This window comes from Ensifer sp. Root142, from assembly GCF_001426785.1.
Taxonomy (GTDB): domain Bacteria; phylum Pseudomonadota; class Alphaproteobacteria; order Rhizobiales; family Rhizobiaceae; genus Ensifer; species Ensifer canadensis.
In genome coordinates this window covers 132,708-151,061 of the sequence record NZ_LMFK01000011.1, presented here as the reverse complement: position 1 = coordinate 151,061, position 18,354 = coordinate 132,708, and the positions used below count along the sequence as shown (strand labels likewise).

At 59.1% G+C, this 18,354-nt stretch carries 16 protein-coding genes; 14 read left to right on the top strand and 2 right to left on the bottom strand.

Features of this window, described 5'->3' with window-relative positions:
- The first annotated feature begins 52 nt into the window (after positions 1–52).
- On the top strand, positions 53–703 hold the full coding sequence (locus ASD52_RS12295) for a GntR family transcriptional regulator (protein WP_057224546.1): 651 nt from the start codon (positions 53–55) through the stop codon (positions 701–703).
- Between the two features lie 117 nt (positions 704–820).
- On the opposite strand, the gene ASD52_RS12290 is transcribed toward ASD52_RS12295, so the two are convergent.
- A complete protein-coding gene (locus ASD52_RS12290; protein ID WP_057224543.1) occupies positions 821–1,732 on the bottom strand; it encodes a LysR family transcriptional regulator in 912 nt (303 codons plus the stop codon).
- Between the two features lie 97 nt (positions 1,733–1,829).
- On the opposite strand from ASD52_RS12290, the gene ASD52_RS12285 reads away from it, so the two are divergent.
- Entirely contained in the window at positions 1,830–2,690 is an 861-nt protein-coding gene (locus ASD52_RS12285) for an NAD(P)-dependent oxidoreductase (RefSeq protein ID WP_057224541.1), read from the top strand.
- A gap of 494 nt (positions 2,691–3,184) precedes the next feature.
- Complete coding sequence (locus tag ASD52_RS12280) at positions 3,185–3,661, top strand: MarR family winged helix-turn-helix transcriptional regulator (protein ID WP_025429832.1); 477 nt, start codon at positions 3,185–3,187, stop codon at positions 3,659–3,661.
- A gap of 175 nt (positions 3,662–3,836) precedes the next feature.
- Here ASD52_RS12280 and ASD52_RS12275 read toward each other — a convergent pair whose 3' ends face one another.
- The gene (locus tag ASD52_RS12275) at positions 3,837–4,898 is read right to left on the bottom strand and encodes an aldo/keto reductase (protein ID WP_025429833.1); all 1,062 of its coding nucleotides are present in this window, start codon (positions 4,896–4,898) and stop codon (positions 3,837–3,839) included.
- 333 nt (positions 4,899–5,231) lie between these two features.
- Between ASD52_RS12275 and ASD52_RS12270 the strand changes: the two genes are divergently transcribed.
- The 11 genes from ASD52_RS12270 to ASD52_RS12215 all read left to right on the top strand — a co-directional run bounded on the left by ASD52_RS12270 (position 5,232) and on the right by ASD52_RS12215 (position 18,350).
- Positions 5,232–5,729, top strand: a complete 498-nt coding sequence (locus ASD52_RS12270) for a MarR family winged helix-turn-helix transcriptional regulator (RefSeq protein WP_025429834.1) — start codon at positions 5,232–5,234, stop codon at positions 5,727–5,729.
- Positions 5,730–5,913: 184 nt separating this feature from the next.
- Positions 5,914–7,092, top strand: a complete 1,179-nt coding sequence (gene uxuA, locus ASD52_RS12265) for a mannonate dehydratase (protein ID WP_025429835.1) — start codon at positions 5,914–5,916, stop codon at positions 7,090–7,092.
- Positions 7,093–7,924: 832 nt separating this feature from the next.
- Entirely contained in the window at positions 7,925–9,505 is a 1,581-nt protein-coding gene (locus ASD52_RS12255; protein WP_025429837.1) for an NAD(P)/FAD-dependent oxidoreductase, read from the top strand.
- Between the two features lie 16 nt (positions 9,506–9,521).
- Complete coding sequence (locus tag ASD52_RS12250) at positions 9,522–10,670, top strand: nitrilase-related carbon-nitrogen hydrolase (RefSeq protein ID WP_025429838.1); 1,149 nt, start codon at positions 9,522–9,524, stop codon at positions 10,668–10,670.
- A 4-nt stretch (positions 10,671–10,674) separates the two neighbouring features.
- Positions 10,675–10,944 carry a hypothetical protein gene (locus tag ASD52_RS12245; protein WP_025429839.1) on the top strand — a complete coding sequence of 90 codons (270 nt, stop codon included), beginning with the start codon at positions 10,675–10,677 and terminating at the stop codon, positions 10,942–10,944.
- 10 nt (positions 10,945–10,954) lie between these two features.
- A complete protein-coding gene (locus tag ASD52_RS12240; RefSeq protein ID WP_025429840.1) occupies positions 10,955–12,658 on the top strand; it encodes a thiamine pyrophosphate-dependent enzyme in 1,704 nt (567 codons plus the stop codon).
- Between the two features lie 3 nt (positions 12,659–12,661).
- Complete coding sequence (locus ASD52_RS12235) at positions 12,662–14,176, top strand: aldehyde dehydrogenase family protein (RefSeq protein WP_057224539.1); 1,515 nt, start codon at positions 12,662–12,664, stop codon at positions 14,174–14,176.
- A complete protein-coding gene (gene hisC / locus ASD52_RS12230; RefSeq protein WP_057224537.1) occupies positions 14,173–15,267 on the top strand; it encodes a histidinol-phosphate transaminase in 1,095 nt (364 codons plus the stop codon). The genes ASD52_RS12235 and hisC overlap by 4 nt, the downstream gene beginning before the upstream one ends.
- Before the next feature lie 82 nt (positions 15,268–15,349).
- Positions 15,350–16,558, top strand: coding sequence for an ABC transporter substrate-binding protein (locus ASD52_RS12225; protein WP_057224535.1), 1,209 nt, complete (start codon positions 15,350–15,352; stop codon positions 16,556–16,558).
- Positions 16,559–16,623: 65 nt separating this feature from the next.
- Positions 16,624–17,496, top strand: a complete 873-nt coding sequence (locus tag ASD52_RS12220; protein WP_057224533.1) for a sugar ABC transporter permease — start codon at positions 16,624–16,626, stop codon at positions 17,494–17,496.
- Positions 17,493–18,350 (top strand): carbohydrate ABC transporter permease, encoded by an 858-nt coding sequence (locus tag ASD52_RS12215; RefSeq protein WP_025429845.1) that lies wholly within the window; start codon positions 17,493–17,495, stop codon positions 18,348–18,350. The genes ASD52_RS12220 and ASD52_RS12215 overlap by 4 nt, the downstream gene beginning before the upstream one ends.
- The last annotated feature ends 4 nt before the right edge of the window (positions 18,351–18,354 follow it).

Here is an 18,354-nt window from a genome sequence, read left to right as displayed (position 1 = left end):
AGCAATATCTTGTATACAAGAATATAAAAATTGCATTAGAGGATGGCAGCTCATGTCGGAAAACGTCGTTCAGAGGCTTCGCGACGAAATTGAAAATGCGATCATTTCCAATAGCTTCGCCCCGGGAACACGGCTTGACGAAGTGCAATTGGCGACCCGCTTCGGCGTGTCGCGAACGCCCGTGCGTGAGGCCCTGATGCAGCTGAACGCCATCGGGCTGGTTGAGATACGCCCGCGGCGCGGCGCGGTGGTGATCGATCCGGGGCCGCACCGCATATTCGAGATGTTCGAGGTGATGGCCGAGCTGGAGGGGATGGCTGGGTCGCTCGCAGCACGGCGGCATACCCAGGAGGATCGCGTCGCCATACTTGCCGCCCACGGCGATTGCGAGCGCTCGGCCTCAGCCGGCGACACCGACGCCTACTACTATGACAATGAGCGGTTTCACAAAACGATCTACGCCGCGAGCCATAGCGGCTTCCTGTCCGAGCAGTGCATTGCCCTGCATCGCCGCCTGCAGCCCTACAGGCGGCTGCAATTGCGCGTGCGCAACCGCATGGCAACATCCTTTGCCGAGCACAATGCTGTCGTCGATGCGATCCTCGCCGGCGACGCGGAGCAGGCCCGCCAGTTGCTTCGCCAGCATGTCAGCATCCAGGGCGAGCGGTTCAGCGACTTGGTGGCGACACTCGCGGAGCGTTAATTCGATCTTCGGTCGAGGTCTCCCCGGTGCATCGGCTGAACATCTCTTCGCAAGCTTGCGTGGACGGCCCCAGACTTGCAGGATATTTTTAGTCGGGACATTTGTGAAGCTTACTTGTTAGCCTATCACATGTTGGTCGGTCAGGTGCCCGCGCAAGAAGTCGATGAAGACACGTGCTTTAGCGGGCAGCTGTGCGCGGCTTGGGTAAAGCAGCCAGGCCGCGGTATCGAAGTCACTGGTGGCGACGTCGTGATACGGGAATAGATCCACCAAACGGCCATCGGCAAGTTCGTCGCGGATCTTCCAGTCTGCCACGAGAGCGGGTCCGGCCCCGGCCACGGCCGCCGAATGTAACGCGAGCGCATTGCTGAAGACGATCGCGCCCGACACGGCAATGCGTTCTATTTCGCCTGCTGGAGTGCGAAACAACCATTGATCGCGATAGCCTGGTAGATCAAAGACCAGGCAAGGATGCTTGCTGAGTTCCACAGGCACCTCGGGCGGCTTTGTATTCTTTAGATAAATCGGGCTGGCCACAACACGATAGCGCGTAGGAAATAACCTAGTCCCGACGTAGCCAACTTCCTGCCGGGGGCCGAGACGAATGGCGATGTCGATGCGCTCCGCAACAAGATCGAGTTCGCTGTCGCTGGACACGATGTCCAATGTAATCGCCGGAAAGGCGCGCTGGAATGTGCCAAGCAGCGGCGCCAACAGTAAGACACTAAAGGCCAGGGGGCAGGCAACCCTGAGCCGCCCGGCGGGTCGGCGCGTAAGGTCGATGGCGGCGGAACGCGCGGACTCGATCTCGCCCAGCAGCGGCTCGATGCGCTCGAGATATAGCTTGCCACCTTCAGTGAGCTCAAGACTGCGCGTCGTGCGCTGGAACAGCCGAACACCGATCTCGGCTTCGAGAGCCGCAATGGCGCGCGATATCGACGAAGGCTCCACGTTACGTATGCGCGCTACAGCCGAGAAGCTTCGCCGTCTCGCAGCCTCAACGAAAAGCGATAGAGTGCTCGTGTCCATTATTGTGAATTTCGCAAAAGAGTTGTGCAAGCGATCATTTGATATGCGCCAAGCGCATTAGTATACCCCCTTGCGACACAGACAAGGGAGAAATTACATGGATGTGGTCGCAGTGCTTGGTCTTGGGGCGATGGGCGGAAGGATGGCAGCGAGGCTGTTGAAGGCGGGCTATCGGCTCCAGGTATGGAACCGCACGCCGGGTGCCGCCGCAGACCTCGTTGCGTCTGGCGCGACTTTGGCAGCCAGCCCGAGGGCGGCGGCGGCAGGAGCGGCCTTCGTCATCGCGATGCTGCGTGACGACGAAGCTTCGCGCAGGGTATGGCTCGACCCTATAGATGGCGCCCTTGCCGGTCTCGAACCGCAAGCCGTTGCAATCGAAAGTTCGACGCTCTCTCTCGACTGGATCCACCAACTTGGGCATGCGGCGCAGGAACGGGGCGTAAGGCTTGTGGAAGCACCGGTTGCAGGAACTCGCCCTCAGGTCGAAGCTGGCCAGTTGATCTATCTCGTTGGTGGTACGACAGCCGACTGGGCCCGGGCAGAGCCCGTGCTCAAATGCCTGGGATCGGCGATCCACCTTGTCGGACCGATTGGCAGCGGCGCGCTTGCGAAGCTCTGCGTCAATACGCTGTTAGGCGTGCAAGTTACGGCTTTGGCAGAACTTGTGGGCATGTTGAAGCGATCTGGAGTTGACGTCGAACAGACGATGAAAGTCGTGGCTGCCACCCCGGTCTGGAGTCCGGTGGCCGCAAGATCGATCGATTCCATGCTGGCGGGCAACTTCGCAACCCAGTTTCCCGTTGAACTTGCCGAAAAGGATTTCGGCTATGTACTGGCTGCTGCAGGCTCGCCGGCGGCGGCACCGACGATAGCCGCCGCCCACAACGTATTCCGAAATGCCCAGGCAAAAGGCCTGCAGCATTTGAACTTGACTGGTGTCGTTCAGCTCTTCTTGTAGGTTGCGCTCAACTGTCATGGCGCCGGCAATGTCGTGAATTCCATATGACTCGAAGTGCGCATCCATTTCCGGCGCCCAATCCGAAAAGTGAAGGCCTCGATTTAACAGGAAGCAGCCCCATGATGATTTTCACTGTCACTTTGAATGTTAAACAGGTCGCTGTTACTTAGGATCCTGCATCAACTGGAGTGCTTTCAGGTCATCGAATGCTATCGCGGTAGCAGTGCTTAGCAAGAGCATATGAGTTCGACGCACGTGCAGGAGCTGTTGCTGCCCACGAGACTTTCCACGGGACAGGCCGCCCGGCGGCTCGAGGACAGATCGGAGGCTTGCCTTCAACAGGGCCTTCGCCCATCAAATGCGCATCAAAAGTGGCGCCACTTGAGATCACTCGTCACGGGCAACCTATCGAACAGATTGCGCCGTTGCACGGGAACTTTGTCCATTGTATCGCAGTCGCGACTGCAATGAATTGAGCGGGGTTTATTTTCGAGATGAGCGAGGACAATGAGGATTTTCGGCTAAAGATAGATCCGTCCAAGCCTGAGTATGACATTGAGGAATGGCCATTCTTCCACCTCACTCGGGTGATCTCACTTTATCATATGAAGATGGATGCGGCCTTGAAGCCCGTGGGCATGGACGTCTCGCGCTGGCGCGTGCTGAACATCTTGGCTGTCAACAAGTTCGCGACGATCACAAAGATTGCTGGCGATGCGGTTATGCGAATGCCGACGATGGCGAAAATTATTCAGCGCATGGTCAACGAGGACCTTGTGACGACCAGAGAAGCTGCGGCCGATGGCCGTTCTACCGAAGTTTCCTTGACAGACAACGGCCGCCAAATGCTTCTGCTCGCGAAGGCCAAGGGCAGTGTTATCGCGCAGCAGGCATTCATGAACATCAGTGATGACGAGTTGAAGGCCCTCAACGAAATCTGCCGGAAAATCTACGGCAATCTGTCTCCATAAGGTTCTGCCGGCCACGCAGGGGCAGGTCCTTCCGACTTCGGCAACGGGATATGGGGCCGTTGCCGAAGACATTGGTCTTCGCGTTCCGCGGTCGACTGCAGGCTCCATGGCCACAGGAAAGGTTCGTTCGACATGGCAAGCAGCAGGAGCAAGGCGTTCGATCACAACGGATACGTCAGGATTGTGCCGATTTGCGGATATAGGGCGCAAGCAGCGCCAGATCGATGTCTCCAAGCCTGTCGGGCACGCTGAGCGCCTGATGCCAATAGGGGTAGGGAAGTGCCGGCAAGCTGACGGCATCGAGGCGCTCCGTCTCGTCCAAGGTCAACCGGATGTCGATCGAGTCCAGGTTCTGCGCCAGTTGCTCTTGGCTGCGCCCACCGATAATGGCCGAGGTCACGCCGGGCCTTGCCAATAGCCAAGCCAGGACGATCTGGGACGCCGGGACATTGCGCGCTTCAGCAATGGCGACCAAGACATCGACGATGTTATAGAGCTTGTCCCAGTCGTTGATCACCGGCTCCCGATAGCCGCCGACATGCCGGCCGGTGTCCGGCCCGCCAGTGCGTCGATATTTTCCGGAAAGGAGCCCGCCGGCGAGCGGCGACCAGACCAGAACACCCAGCCCCTGATCCTGGCTGATTGGGATCAGCTCCAATTCCGATTCGCGCGCGTTGAGCGTGTAGTGAATCTGCTGGCAAACGAAGCGATGGCGGTTGTGGCGGTCGGCGGCGGCCAATGCCTTGGAAATATGCCATCCCGAATAGTTCGAGCAGCCGAGATAGCGCACCTTGCCGCTGCGCACGAGTGCATCGAGCGCCTCCACGGTTTCCTCTATCGGCGTCGATCCGTCCCATTCATGCACCTGGTAAAGGTCGATGACATCGGTCTTGAGCCGCTTCAGGCTTGCCTCGGCCTGTTCGATGATGTGGCGCCGCGACAGCCCCTCGCCATTGGGGCCGTCGTGCATGCGGAAGCGAACTTTGGTGCCGACCAACATGCGCTGGCGGCGCCCGCTCTCGGCCAAGGCGATCCCGATCATCTCTTCGGAAATCCCGGCATTGTAGACATTGGCGGTGTCGATCAGGTTCACGCCACGGTCGAGACAGAGGTCGATCTGTCGGTTCGCTTGGTCCTGATCGGTGTTGCCCACCCGTTCGGAGCCACCAAAGGTGACAGACCCCATAGTCAGCACCGATACCTTGAGGCCAGTGTGGCCAAGATTGCGATATTCCATTTCTCACTCCTTTGCGGCCAGTTTGCCGGCGTTCCAGCGCGCGTGGTCGGATCCGAATGAAGCCGATGCGGGTACCGATATGGAGCGTCTGGCCGCTACCGTGCCTGCGGGCAGGATCGGCAGAAACCAAGGAAGCTGCGTTGCATCTTCGATCATGCGCCACAGTCGGACTGGATCTCGATAGGTCGAAAATAATATGATATTTCATATAAGCGATTGTCAAGTGGGTTGCGAAGGGTGGGCATGGCCGCCCGCATGGAAGCGGCGTTGGGTGTTCTTTGAGGGCGTTGGCGGCTATGCCATACTGGACCGGAAAATCAGAGGAAACGTGAAATGCGGAGCGGAGAAACTCAAGCTGAGGATGACGCCAACGGTCTTCCTGCGCCTGGCGCTTTCGTCCCCAATTACCTGCTTTATCTGCTGGCGGCGACCAGTGATGCCGCGAGCGCCGAGTTCAAGGCGATCGTGCGCCACCACAATCTGCGGCATCCAGAATGGCGCGTTCTGGCCTGCCTCTACGACGAGGAGGGTCTGATGGTGACGCGCTTAGCCGAGTTGGCGCTGATGGAGCAATCGCGCTTGACCAAGATCATCGACCAAATGAACTTGCGCGGCCTGGTGCGGCGGGGTTCCGACGTTGACGATGGCCGGCGCGTCCGCGTCTTCCTGACCCCGAAAGGGCGCGATTTAGCGACCCACCTGGTGACCGCTGCCCAGCGCCACGAAGCGCAAATTTTCGATTACCTGTTGCCTGGCGAAGGCGCACTCCTGAAGGCGCTGCTGCATCGCCTGCATTGCCGATTCTCTGCCAAGCCCGCGGACGCCGACTAGCGGAGGCCGGCTATTCGGCACCTTGGAAAACCTGCGTCGAAATATGCAGGAGAATTTTATCTGGACCTCTGGGGATGCGATGATATATGAAAAAGACTATATCGTTCACGGGGACGTTGCAGATGGCTCGTCCCGAGAGGAAATGTGCTGCGCTTGATTGGTTGCGGCTGGTTTGGGGGGAAGCATGCAGCAGACATGGCGCTGGTTTGGCCCGAAGGACAGCATTATGCTCGCCGATATCCGGCAGGCAGGAGCGACGGGCATTGTGTCGGCCCTCCATCATTTTCCCATTGGCACGCCCTGGACCAGCGAGGCAGTCCGCGAACGTCGCAACATGATTGCTGAAAGCGGCCTGACTTGGTCGGTGGTCGAGAGCATTCCGGTGCATGAAGACATCAAGCGTGGGGCTCCGGGTGCGGATCGTTTTGTCGAAGCCTTCGTGCAATCGATGCAGGCGGTATCTGAGAACGGAATACATACCGTATGCTATAACTTTATGCCCGTGGTCGATTGGACGCGCACCAACCTCTTCCATCCCACGGGGACTGGAGCTGCGGCGCTTCGGTTCGAGATGGCCGAATTTGCCGCCTTCGACCTGCATATTTTGAAGCGCCGCGCTCGGCACGCCTATTCCGATGCGGTGCTCGAAAAGGCGGATGAGATTGCGGCCAACCTTTCTGCCGAAGATGCGCAGCGCATCGAGCGGACCATTATCGCCGGTTTGCCTGGAAGCGAACTACACCATGATCTGGCGTCATTCCGTGCTCTTCTCGACTCCTATGCGGGAATCTCGGCCGACGATATGCGGCAGAACCTGCGCCGTTTCCTGCAAGCAGTGGTGCCGGAGGCCCGTGCCCTCAGTGTCAGGCTCTGCATTCATCCGGATGATCCGCCATTCCCCCTGTTCGGCCTGCCGCGCGTCGTTTCCGGCCTCGATGATCTCAAATGGGTGTTGGCATCCTCCGATCTCGTCGAGAACGGCATCACTTTCTGCGCAGGATCCCTGGGATCTGCGCTGCGCAATGACGTTCTGGCTCTGTTCGCTGCGGTCGCTGATCGTGTGCATTTCCTTCATCTGCGCAACGTAACTGTCGACGCGGACGGCTCATTCGAGGAGTCTGCCCATCTCGATGGGCGAGTGGATATGGCGCGACTGATCCGGCTGATCCGTCAGGAGGAACGGCGGCGCCGATCTGCCGGCCGAACTGACTGGTCCATTCCGATGCGTCCCGATCACGGACATCTTTTTGATGTCGATCGGGCACGCGCGACCAATCCTGGCTATTCCTATGTCGGGCGATTGCGGGGGTTGGCCGAGTTGCGCGGTGTCGAGCGCGCCATCGACGCGTTCTGTCGCGATTAGGGTTTTCAGCGCCATCACCGCAGAGGCAATCCGTAGACCAGGCCGCAGGTCGGCTCTATAGCTTCGTAGCGAGGGTCAGGCACTGACGTTCGCGTATGTCGAGTTGCCGGAGTAGGCGGCAAGCTGTCCGCACAGTTCCGGTGCGCTTTCGCGGCAACCGTTGCCCAAGCGGTATGCCGCAGCGCCGGACGTCGAAATCCGGATCACCAAACGCTTCAACGACGCCTAAGACGTCACGATATTTTTTGATCGAACCGGCAGCGGCCGGATCGAACAGACGTGCGTGCAATCATGGAAGCTTGTGTCAAATACTGACCCTGCCTCAATCGACGTCAGCGCTTCGATGATTTCATCGTCGTCCGCAACTCTGCTGGCCGCCTTAAGGCCCTCATGAGATCCCATCCTTCGCGCGTTCGTCTGCGAAGCATGGGCGAATAGACAGCAAAGCTTCAGAGTAAACCCAATCATCAGGTGCCGGTACTGAAAACCCATCGCCTCAGAGATGTCGCGGCTCGCTCATGTTGTTTCTCGTGGGCGAGGTGAAGAGACGATTGTTCTCAGTAGGGCCTCGAATATTGGCCTGACCAAAATTCTGCCCGGCCCGATCCGGCAAGGGTTCTTGTGTATTCCCTGCCGCCGGCAACACCTGGACCGTGTCCAGGTGGGTGAACGGTGGCCAATTGATGCGGAAAGTGCCAAGAAATGGCAGGAATTTCCAGCTTTCCCGAACCCCTCAATTTCACCGATGCAATATTTGTCTCCTTTTCATATTTTGTGGCTTGACCAAAATGCGATGTGGTGCAATATGGACAGGCCAATCAAGGAGGATGTTTTGGACACTCAGCGCTTCGATGTTGTGATTGCTGGCGGCGGCCATAACAGTCTGGCCTGTGGCGCGCTGCTGGCGCGCAGCGGTCTTTCGGTCTGTGTCGTGGAGCGCAATTCATGGATTGGCGGCGGCTGCGTCACGCGTGAAGTGACTGCCCCCGGCTTCAAGCACGATCTTTTCGGCTCGTCGCATGTCTGGATTCATGCCAACCCGGATTTCCAGGAGTTGCTGCCGGAACTCAAGCGGTTCGGCCTGGAATATATCTGGGAGCAGAACCACATTACCGGTCATCCCAATACCGATGGACCGGGCATCGTCGTCTACAAGGACGTCGCCAAGACCTGCGAGAGCATCGCCCGCTATTCCCAGAAGGATGCGCAGCGCTACCGCGAAATTTACGACCAATGGGGTGGTATAAAGGAGGGCTTCATCAAGGCCATGTTTTCGCCGCCGGGCAAGCCGGCGGCCATGACAGCTGCCCTGCAGACCAGTTACGAGGGCCTGCTTAAACTCAAGGAATTCAATCTTTCATCGCGGCAGTTCGTGATGCAGAATTTCGAGAACGATACCGTTCGCGCCTTCATCCTAGGCTGGGCGTTGGCGCCGCAGATCTTTCCCGATACCGAGGCGACCGGCCAGTCCTTCTATATCCTGATCCCCGGCATCCACACCTATGGCGCAGCCATTCCGCTGGGGGGCTCCATGATGCTGCCGACCGCTTTGGCGCGCTACATCGAGGCTCACGGGGGCAAGGTGATGACCGAAGCGCCGGTCGACAAGTTCATCGTCGGCGACGATGGTGCATGTGCAGGCGTCCGGCTCAAGTCGGGCCAGCAGATCCTGGCAGCCAAAGGCGTCGTTACCGGCCTTGGGCTCAAAGTCTCGTTCATCGATTGCACTGAAGAACGGCACCTCAGCCCCGACTTCATCCAGGCCTGCAAAAACTTCTCCTACGGCTCGGTTTCGATCGCGCGCGCGCATTTCGCCCTTAAGGAACTGCCCAACTACAAGAACGGGCCGGAGATGAATGCCTGCGCCTTCCATCGCATCTTCGGCACGCTGCACGATATCGACGTGCAATATGCCGAGATCATGATGGGCAAGGCGCCTACCAATCCCTTCCTCTGGTCTGCCGGCTGGACCAAACTCGATCCGTCGCGGGCACCGAAAGGTCACCATACGCTGATCCTCGATACCTTCGTTCCAAGCCGATTGGCCAATGGCGTGAGCTGGGCGGACTATATCGAGGAGTATGTCGATACGGTGCTTTTGCCGGTGATGCGCCGCTACACCACCAACATGACCAAAGACAACATTCTCGGCACTTACTACGAAACCGGCGTCAGCCTCGAGGAGGCCAACCCGGCTTTCGTTTCCGGCAATACCACCGGTGGCGAACGGCTGCTTTCGCAGATGGGCTACTTCCGGCCGCTGCCCGGCTATTCGCAGTACAAGTCACCAATTCCCAAACTCTACATGACCGGCCCCAGTTGCCATCCCGGCGGCGGAATCACGGCCATGGGTACCATCACAGCCAATGTCATGCTGCGCGATTTCGGCATGCCTCACCGCGCTCTGAATTAAGCAGGAGAATATCTGAATGCGCCAGCGGATCGAAAAATACACCGCCCTCATTGTTCAACCGCATGTCGAAGTGGCAGTGGATCGCCAAGGGATCAAGCGCAACCTGCAGCGCGCCCTCGACCTGATCGACTTCGGCGTCGGCTATAACTGGGAAGTGCCGGTGCGGCTCGCCGTGTTTCCGGAGTATTTCCTGCAAGGTGTGACAACGCCGGGCAAGGGTGAGCACACTCTCCAGGACTTCATGAAGAAGGCGATTACTTTCGAGGACGAGGAAATCCAGATCCTGATCGAAAAGTGTCGGGAATACGACATGTACATTGCTGGCGGTGGCCTGATCGAAACGGTGCCGCAGTTCCCCGATCGCTGGTTCAACACCGCATTCATTCTCGGCCCTAAGGGGGTCGAACTGAAATACCACAAATACCACATCCCGGCATCGATCGGTCTCGGTACCTCGCCGCACGACATGTGGGACGAATACACGGCCGTCTTCGGCGACAGCATCGAAGACTTGTTTCCTGTCCTTGATTCCCCGATCGGCAAGCTCGGCTGCATGACCTGTCACGACGGCTGTACGCCCGAAGCGTCGCGCGCGCTCGGCTATAACGGCGTCGAAGTGATCTGCCATCCGGTCGCGCTGCAGGAAATTGAAGGCGTCTCTGCGCCATGGGATTTCTGGATGTTCACCCGACGCACGCGGGCCCATGACAACATGGCGTATCTGCTTGGCTCGAATTGGGGCACCGTCGACTACAAGTACTATCCGAAAGCCTTCTGCGCGGGCAATTCCTTCGGCATTGACTACACCGGCATGGTGATGCGCCACGCTCCGTATCCGGAGGAGCAGGTGCTTTCCGTGACTATCGATATCGAGGCGTTGCGTGAACACCGGACCCAGATCAACCACAACACGTGGGTTGATGTGCGCTCCGAGGCGTTCCGAAAGATCTACGAACAGCCGATCTATCCGCCCAATCTGTTTCCGTCGGGCAATCCGCCACGCAATCTCGCGCACAAAATGCAGGGCGCCTACACCTCCATGGATCAGATGTATGCGCGCGGTCAGTTCGTCATGCCGTTCGACAAACATGGGATGAAACACTCCGACCTGCTCAAGTCGCGCATCACGTCGGCGCAGGCCCGCGGAACCCTGAAGAAGGATTGAGCCGATGCGCGTGACCACACCGATCACGGATCTGGACGTGACCATCGCTAGCTTGCGGGTCAAAGACGGCGCCCTGGTTATGGAAAATGCGGCCACGGACGCCATGAAGACCTGCGCGGTGCTTGAGCCGAGCGACGTTCGTCTGGTGTTGCGTGCCGTCCTGCGTCCAAGCGTGATCTGGTTTGCGTTCACGAGCGCTTTCCGGCCCGCGGGGCCTACGCCCAGAGCTACGCAAAAGCCCATCGAAGATCATCCTACGGCAAACCCTTGGTAAGGCGACGAACATGAACAAACCTCTGAACTCCACCGAAAACGGGGCAGCCGAAACGACCTCCGTTGCGCAGCAAACCGGCGCCGACGTGCTGGTTTCTGCACTCAAGGCCAATGGCATCTCCACGATGTTCGGTTTGCCCGGCGGGCAGCTGGACAATCTGTTTGACGCTATTCAGCGCACCGAAGACTTCAAGATTATCCGCAGCCGGCATGAACAGGGTGCTGCCTACATGGCGTTCGGCGCGGCGCGTTCGACTGGCAAGCCGGCCGTGTTCTCGGTGGTGCCCGGACCCGGCATCATGAACGCCATGGGGGCACTCTCGACGGCTTGGGCCACCAATGCGCCAGTCCTCAGCCTTTGCGGCCAGATCCCGAGCGACGCCATCGGTTCGGGCCGCGGTTACCTGCACGAAATCCCGGATCAACTCGCCACCATGCGGACGATGCTGAAACATGCCGAGCGGATCAACACTCCGCACGCCGCCCCGCAGTTCATCAATGACGCGTTCGTGGCGATGCAAACCGGACGTCCCGGCCCCGTCCACCTGGAAATGGCGCCGGACGTCATGGGCGCGCAGACCCGTGCTGTCGACTGCCAGGCTGCCGATGTGCCCGAGCGCCCCAGCGCGAATGTAGCTTCGATCTCAGAGGCCATTGCGCTTTTGAGGACTGCCAAGCGCCCGCTGATCTATGTCGGCGGGGGTGCCGTGGGTGCAGCCGTCGAAGTCAACCAGTTGGCGCGCTTGATCGAAGCGCCGGTGACCAGCTTCCGCTCGGGGCGGGGGATCGTGGACGACCGAGACTATCACGCCCAAGTCTTCCCCGCCGGGCGGCGGCTTTGGGCCAATGCCGATGTGGTCTTTGCCATCGGAACGCGGCTCAAATATCCGCAACTCTATTGGGGGCTCGATGAGAACATCAAGATCATCCGGCTCGACATCGACGCGCATGAGTTCGACCGCTACGCGCAACCGGCCGTGGCGCTCCACGGCGACGCCCGCGCCACGTTGCGCCATCTTCTGCCTGAACTCGAGCGGTCGATGACGTCGCGCCCCGCTTCGCGAGAAGAAGAGTTGACTATGCTCAAGCAGAGCCTGAACGCCAAGATGGCCGACCGTGTGGGTCCGCAGATGGCCTATCTCAAGGCGATCCGCGATGTACTGCCAGCCGATGGTATCTTCTGCGACGAGATCACCCAGGTCGGTTACACCTCCTGGTTCGGCCTGCCGATCTACAATCTACGCGGCCATGTCAGCTGTGGCTTCCAGGGCACGCTGGGCTATGGCTATGCCACCGCGCTCGGCGTAAAGGCGGCCAATCCGGACAAGGTTGTGATCAGCGTTTCCGGCGATGGAGGATTCCTCTTCACTGCCACTGAACTTGCAACCGCCGTCGAATACGGCATCAAACTGATCACCGTCATTTTCAACGATAACCGCTATGCCAACGTCTATCGCCAGCAGAAGGATTGGTACGACGGCCGCTTCATCGCCTCGGATCTGCATAATCCCGATTTCGTCAAGTTTGCCGAGTGCTTTGGCGCGAACGCCATGCGCGTCGCCAATCCCGACGAACTGCGACGGGCGCTTGAGACCGCGATGACGCTCGACGGGCCCACTATCATCGAGGCGCACCAGGAACGTGACCTGCCGGCACCGTGGCAATACATCCTTGAGGCTCCGGTCCGAGGCCCCAAGGCAGCGCTCGGAGCTTAAATCATGGCGCGCCACGTTCTCTCATCGACAACATTGAAGCGCCTTGAGCAGCCGGCTCCCTTCTGGATCGACGGCAAGCCGGTGCGCAGCGGGCGAACGGTCTCGCTCTGCAATCCGGCAACCGGCCAGAGCTTTGCAGAATGCCACGTCAGCACTGGGCACGACGTCGATCAGGCCGTGGCGGCTGCCCGTGCCGCGTTCGTTAATCCGGACTGGGCGGGGATGAATGCGGCCGTGCGCGCCCGTATCCTCTGGCGCCTGGCCGAGCTGATCGATGCCCATGCGATCGAGCTCGCGGAGCTTGAAACCCTCTGCATGGGCAAGCCGATCGCTGCTGCCATGCGGATGGAGGTACCATTCTTCGCCGAGACGTTTCGATATTTCGCCGGCTGGTGCACCAAGATCTCCGGGATGTCGGCGCCACTGTCCTTCCCTGCTGGTGATCTACATGGGCTTACCTTGCAGGAGCCTGTGGGCGTCGTCGGCATGATCCTGCCCTGGAACGGTCCGCTGGTCATTGCCGGCTGGAAGATCGCACCAGCGCTTGCTACCGGCTGCACCTGCGTGATCAAGCCTGCGGAAACCACGCCGCTCAGCCTGTTGCGGTTTGCCGAACTCGCTGCGCAGGCGGGTGTGCCTGATGGCGTCATCAATATTGTGACCGGCAGCGGCAGCGAGGTCGGCAGCGCCATCTCCCGGCATCCCGGCGTCGACAAGCTCGCATTCACCGGGTCGACGGGAACCGGGCGCGCGCTGCTGCAGGATGCTGCCGCCAGCAATCTCAAGAAGCTTAGCCTCGAATTGGGCGGCAAGTCGCCGGTGCTGGTGTTTGACGATGCCGATCTCGATGCGGCGGTTGATGGTGCGGTCGATGCGATCTTTGGCAATTCCGGGCAAGTCTGTGTCGCCGGGTCACGTCTCTACCTTCACAAGTCCATCCGCGACGATTTCGTCGCCCGCCTGACCGAGAAAGCCAACGCATTGCGTATCGGTGATCCTATGGACGAGAAGACTCAGCTCGGTCCGATCGCATCGCAGGCTCATCTGGATGCCATTCATCGCCGGGTCGAAGAGGGTGTAGCCGGCGGCGCGGTTCTCCTTTGCGGGGGCAGACAGGCAGATAGTCCCGGTAGCTACTACCCGCCAACGATACTCGATGTCGCCGATCAGTCGAATGTGCTCGTTCAGGACGAGATCTTCGGACCGGTGCTTTGCGTCGCCACCTTCGAGTCGGAGGAGGAGGCCATCGCTCTCGCCAATGGCACGCGCTATGGACTCGCCGCCAGCGTTTGGACTAGCCAGATCGACCGGGCTTTTCGCGTCTCGCGTGCGGTTCAATGCGGCGTCTTTTGGGTCAACACCCACAATATTCCCGATCTCGGCACCCCCATCGGGGGGTATGGGCAATCTGGCTGGGGGCGTGAACTGGGTCATCTCGGCCTTAGCGAATACCTCCAATCTAAATCCGTAATGTTCAAAATCTCGCCGGCCCCGATGTCGGCAGGGAGGCTTCAATGACGATCAAGACCAAGTCAACGCTCGAGACGATCAAGCCTTACGTTCAGGGAAAGAGCACGCTCGAGGGCATTGCCGAGCCGCTCAAGCTCTCGTCGAACGAGCTTCCGTATCCGCCAAGTCCCGCTGCGATCAAGGCTTTCCATGCCGTGTCCGCATGTCTCGGCCGTTATCCCGATGGCGCCCAGACTGCGTTGCGCCAGGCAATCGCCGAGATCTATGGTATCGATGCCGGCAGCATCTTTGCCAGCAACGGATCCGAGGAGGCTATCGGTCTCGTTATCCGCTCCGTTCTTTCGGCTGGCGACAACATGGTCATCAGCGAGAACAGCTTCTTAATGGCCGAGATCTATGCGCGGTCCTGCGGGGCCGAGATCCGCAAGGCCAAGGAGACCGACTATCGGGTCGACGTCGACGCACTGCTGGCTCTTGTCGATCAGAATACGCGCATCATGTATGTTTGTTCGCCCAACAATCCCACCGGCACCTTCACGCCGGCAAGCGAGTTGGCGCGTTTGGAGGCGGCTCTTCCCCCCGGCGTGCTGATGATAATAGATTCAGCCTACGCGGAGTTCGTCACGGACCCAGCTTACGATTGCGGCATCGCCACGCTGTTCAAACCACAGGGCCGTGTTGTCGTCACTCACACCCTCTCGAAAGCCTACGGGTTGGCCGGTATCCGGATCGGTTGGGCAGCGGCACCCACCGATATTATCGATGCCGTGTCGCGCCTGCGCACACCGTTCAACACCAATATCGCTGCCCTGAGCGCGGCGGAAGCGGCCATTCGTGATCGCGGCTATCTGGACGCGATCACGGGAATGATCAATCAGACGCGCGAATGGTTCACCGAAGGTCTGACGGCGCTCGGCCTTTCGGTTGTCCCAAGTCATACCAATTTCGTTCTGATCGTCTTTCCAGCAGGGGGAAGTCAAGCGTGCGATCTGGATGCCACGCTGCAGCGCGCGGGTATTTTGGGACGCGCAGTGACCGGGGGGGCGAACGAGTTTCGCATTACCATCGGCACCAAGGAGCAGATGCAACAGACACTCGATGTGGTCCGCCAATGGGTCAGTTCGTACTCGTCATACTAGGCGCAGCCTGGAGGCGTAATTAAAGCGGGAGCCGACCGACCTGAACGAAGTACGGTTTGGTTGGGAACAAAGGGAGAGAGAAATGAAACGTCACGTTCGAGACTTGATCGCCGCCGCATCCGTGTTGCTCGCAACGACAGCTACGGTCAAAGCGGACAGCGATATTTCGCACAACTGGAACTCGGAAAGTGAAGTAGCCGCGCTACGCGTATTCCGAGCCAAGTATGAGGCGCTGGGAGGCACCTGGAAGGAGACGTCGTTTCCGGATACCGAAAAGAGCTTGGCGTCGACGAAGACCCGAATCATCGGCGGCAACCCGCCAATGGTGCTGCAAAGCGCTCTCGGGGGCACTCTGAAGAGCTTCCAAGAAGGCGGGCTTTTGCAGGATATGGACAGCGTCGCCGTTCCCGAGAACTGGGACTCCAGGTTGCCGGAAGTGCTGGCTGCCAGCGTTAAATATGAAGGCCACTACGTTGCCGCGCCTGTGTTCGTCGATGTCATCAACTGGATGTACACCAACAATGACGTTCTAACCGCTGCCGGCGTGTCGCCGCCCAATAGCTGGAGTGAATTCATGACCGCCCTGCCTAAGATCAAGGCAGCCGGTTTCATTCCGCTGGCGGTGGGCGGCGAGTCCTGGCAGGAGGGTATCCTCTTCGATCACGCGCTGCTATCGGTTGGTGGAGCGGACCTTTATGACGCCGTCATGCGTGGCGACGTGGATTCCGTCGACGACGGAAAGCTAACCGAGGCCTTCAATGCGTTCGGTGCCCTGCGGGAATTTACCGATGAAGGCAAGGTCGGTCGCAGCTGGAACGACACTAATACCTTGATGGTGACGGGCAAGGCCGCGTTCTTCTTCATGGGGCCGTGGGCGGCCGATAGCTATGCTTCCCTCGGTGCTGAAGGCAGCAAGTGGTCCTGCCGTCTGACCCCGTGGTCGAAAGCGCTCGCAGTGGTATCCGGTGGATTCCAGTTCATTAAAGTCGCCGACGAAAACGACGTCAAGGCCCAGGCACTGTTCGCCACCGCCGTGATGGATCCGGCCACCCAGATTGCGGCAGCTCAGGCAATGGGCACGTTGCCTGCCGTCAAGAGTGTCGATCCGACCCAATTCAGGGGCTGCGTGGCCAAGGCCGGCTTGGCGATGAAGTCCGGTGACATCGTGGACCATTGGAACGGTCGCACCGCCATTGTCGGCAATGCGCTCAAGGACACGGTCACCGCGTTTTGGAATAGCGAGATGTCGTCTGAAGACGCGGTCGCTGCCTTCAAGGCGGCGCTGCAATAATTCCCGACCGGAGCCCGCGGCGCGCGGCTCCGGTCGATTTCTACTGTCAAAAAAAGGGGAGGGGTATGCGCGGAACCTGGAATCATACGAAGGCCGCCCTGGTGCTGATCCCCAGCGCCGTCGTCGCATTCTATTTCATCTGGGGATTCGGTGGCTACACGGTTTTCCTGTCGATCACCAAGTCGACTTTTCTTCCCGATCACACGGTGATCGGCGCTGCCAACTTCGCCGAGCTGTTCGCCGACAAGCGTTGGTGGGTTGCGTACCGCAACATGTTCATATTTGGCGGGCTCTACCTCGTTGGCTGCATAGTCGGCGGTGCACTTTTGGCCGTTCTGCTCGATCGGCTGACAAAGGGCGAGGCTCTGTTCCGGACGATCTTTCTGTACCCGATGTCGCTCTCCCTTGTGGTCACTGGCCTGTCGTGGCAATGGCTGCTCAATCCCACAAGCGGCATCCAGGAACTGCTTCGAAGCGCCGGTTTTCACGGTTTCAAGTTCGACTGGCTCGTTAATCCGGATCGAGCCATCTACGCGATCGTCTTTGCCGCAGTCTGGCACGGGACCGGCCTGATCATGATTCTGTTCCTCTCGGGCATCAAGTCGACGGACGTGGAGCTCTGGAAGGCTGCCCGTATCGATAACATTCCCGTCTGGCGTGTCTATGTCAGTATCATTTTCCCGCAGCTTCGTTCGACGCTGCTGACGGCCATCATGCTGTTAGGCTTCCAAGTCGTTCGCAGCTTCGATGTCGTCGTCGCATTGACCAATGGGGGCCCCGGCTTCGCTTCTGACGTGCCGGCGCGCTACGTATTCGAGTACTTCTTTCAGCGTGGTGAAATCGGTCGCGGTGCTGCAGGCGCTGTGGTCATGGTGGCCACGATGATCACAATCATTATGCCCTATCTGATCTTTGAACTGCGGAGGAAGCACTCATGAGACAACGGCGCACCTTCCGCACAGCTGTGCTTTATGCGGGCCTGTTTCTGTTCGCGCTCTATTTCCTCGCGCCGATCTATGTGATGACCGTGGCGTCATTCAAATCGCTGGACGACGTGCGCAGCTCGTCGATTATCGCCCTGCCGCGAGTTTGGACCATCGAGCCTTGGATAAAGGCATGGGCGGGCGCCTGCAGCGGCATGACCTGCGACGGCATTCGCCCCTATTTTATCGCCACTTTCGAGATCGCCATTCCAGCGGTGATCCTAGCGGTGCTGATAGGATCGCTCAATGGTTACGTGATGGCGAAATGGCGGAGCCGCGGCGCCGATGTCCTGTTCGGCATGCTGCTGATCGGCAGTTTCATCCCGCTACAGCTCTTCTTGATACCTCTGGCGATCACTCTTCGAGAGCTCAACATGTATGGCACGACCGTCGGCCTGATCCTGATCCACACCGTCTACGGCATTCCGTTAACGACGATGCTGTTTCGCAACTATTACGTGACGCTGCCCAATGAGCTTGTCAAAGCGGCGATCATGGACGGGGCTGGGTTCTTCAAGATCTTTTTCCACATTATCCTGCCTCTCTCCCCGTCGATCATCATCGTGGCCGTGATTCTGGTGTTCTCCGGCGTCTACAACGATTTCCTGTTTGCGCTGACGTTCGGGGATACCAGCAAGAAACCCATCATGGCGGCGGTGCAGAATATCGTGGGGTCCACCTATGGCATCAAGGAATACAACGTCAACGTTGCGGCTGTGATGATCTCAGCGTTGCCGACTTTGATTTTGTTCTTGGTGGCAGGAAAGTTTTTCGTGCGTGGTCTCACGCAAGGCGCAGTCAAGGGGTAGCCCA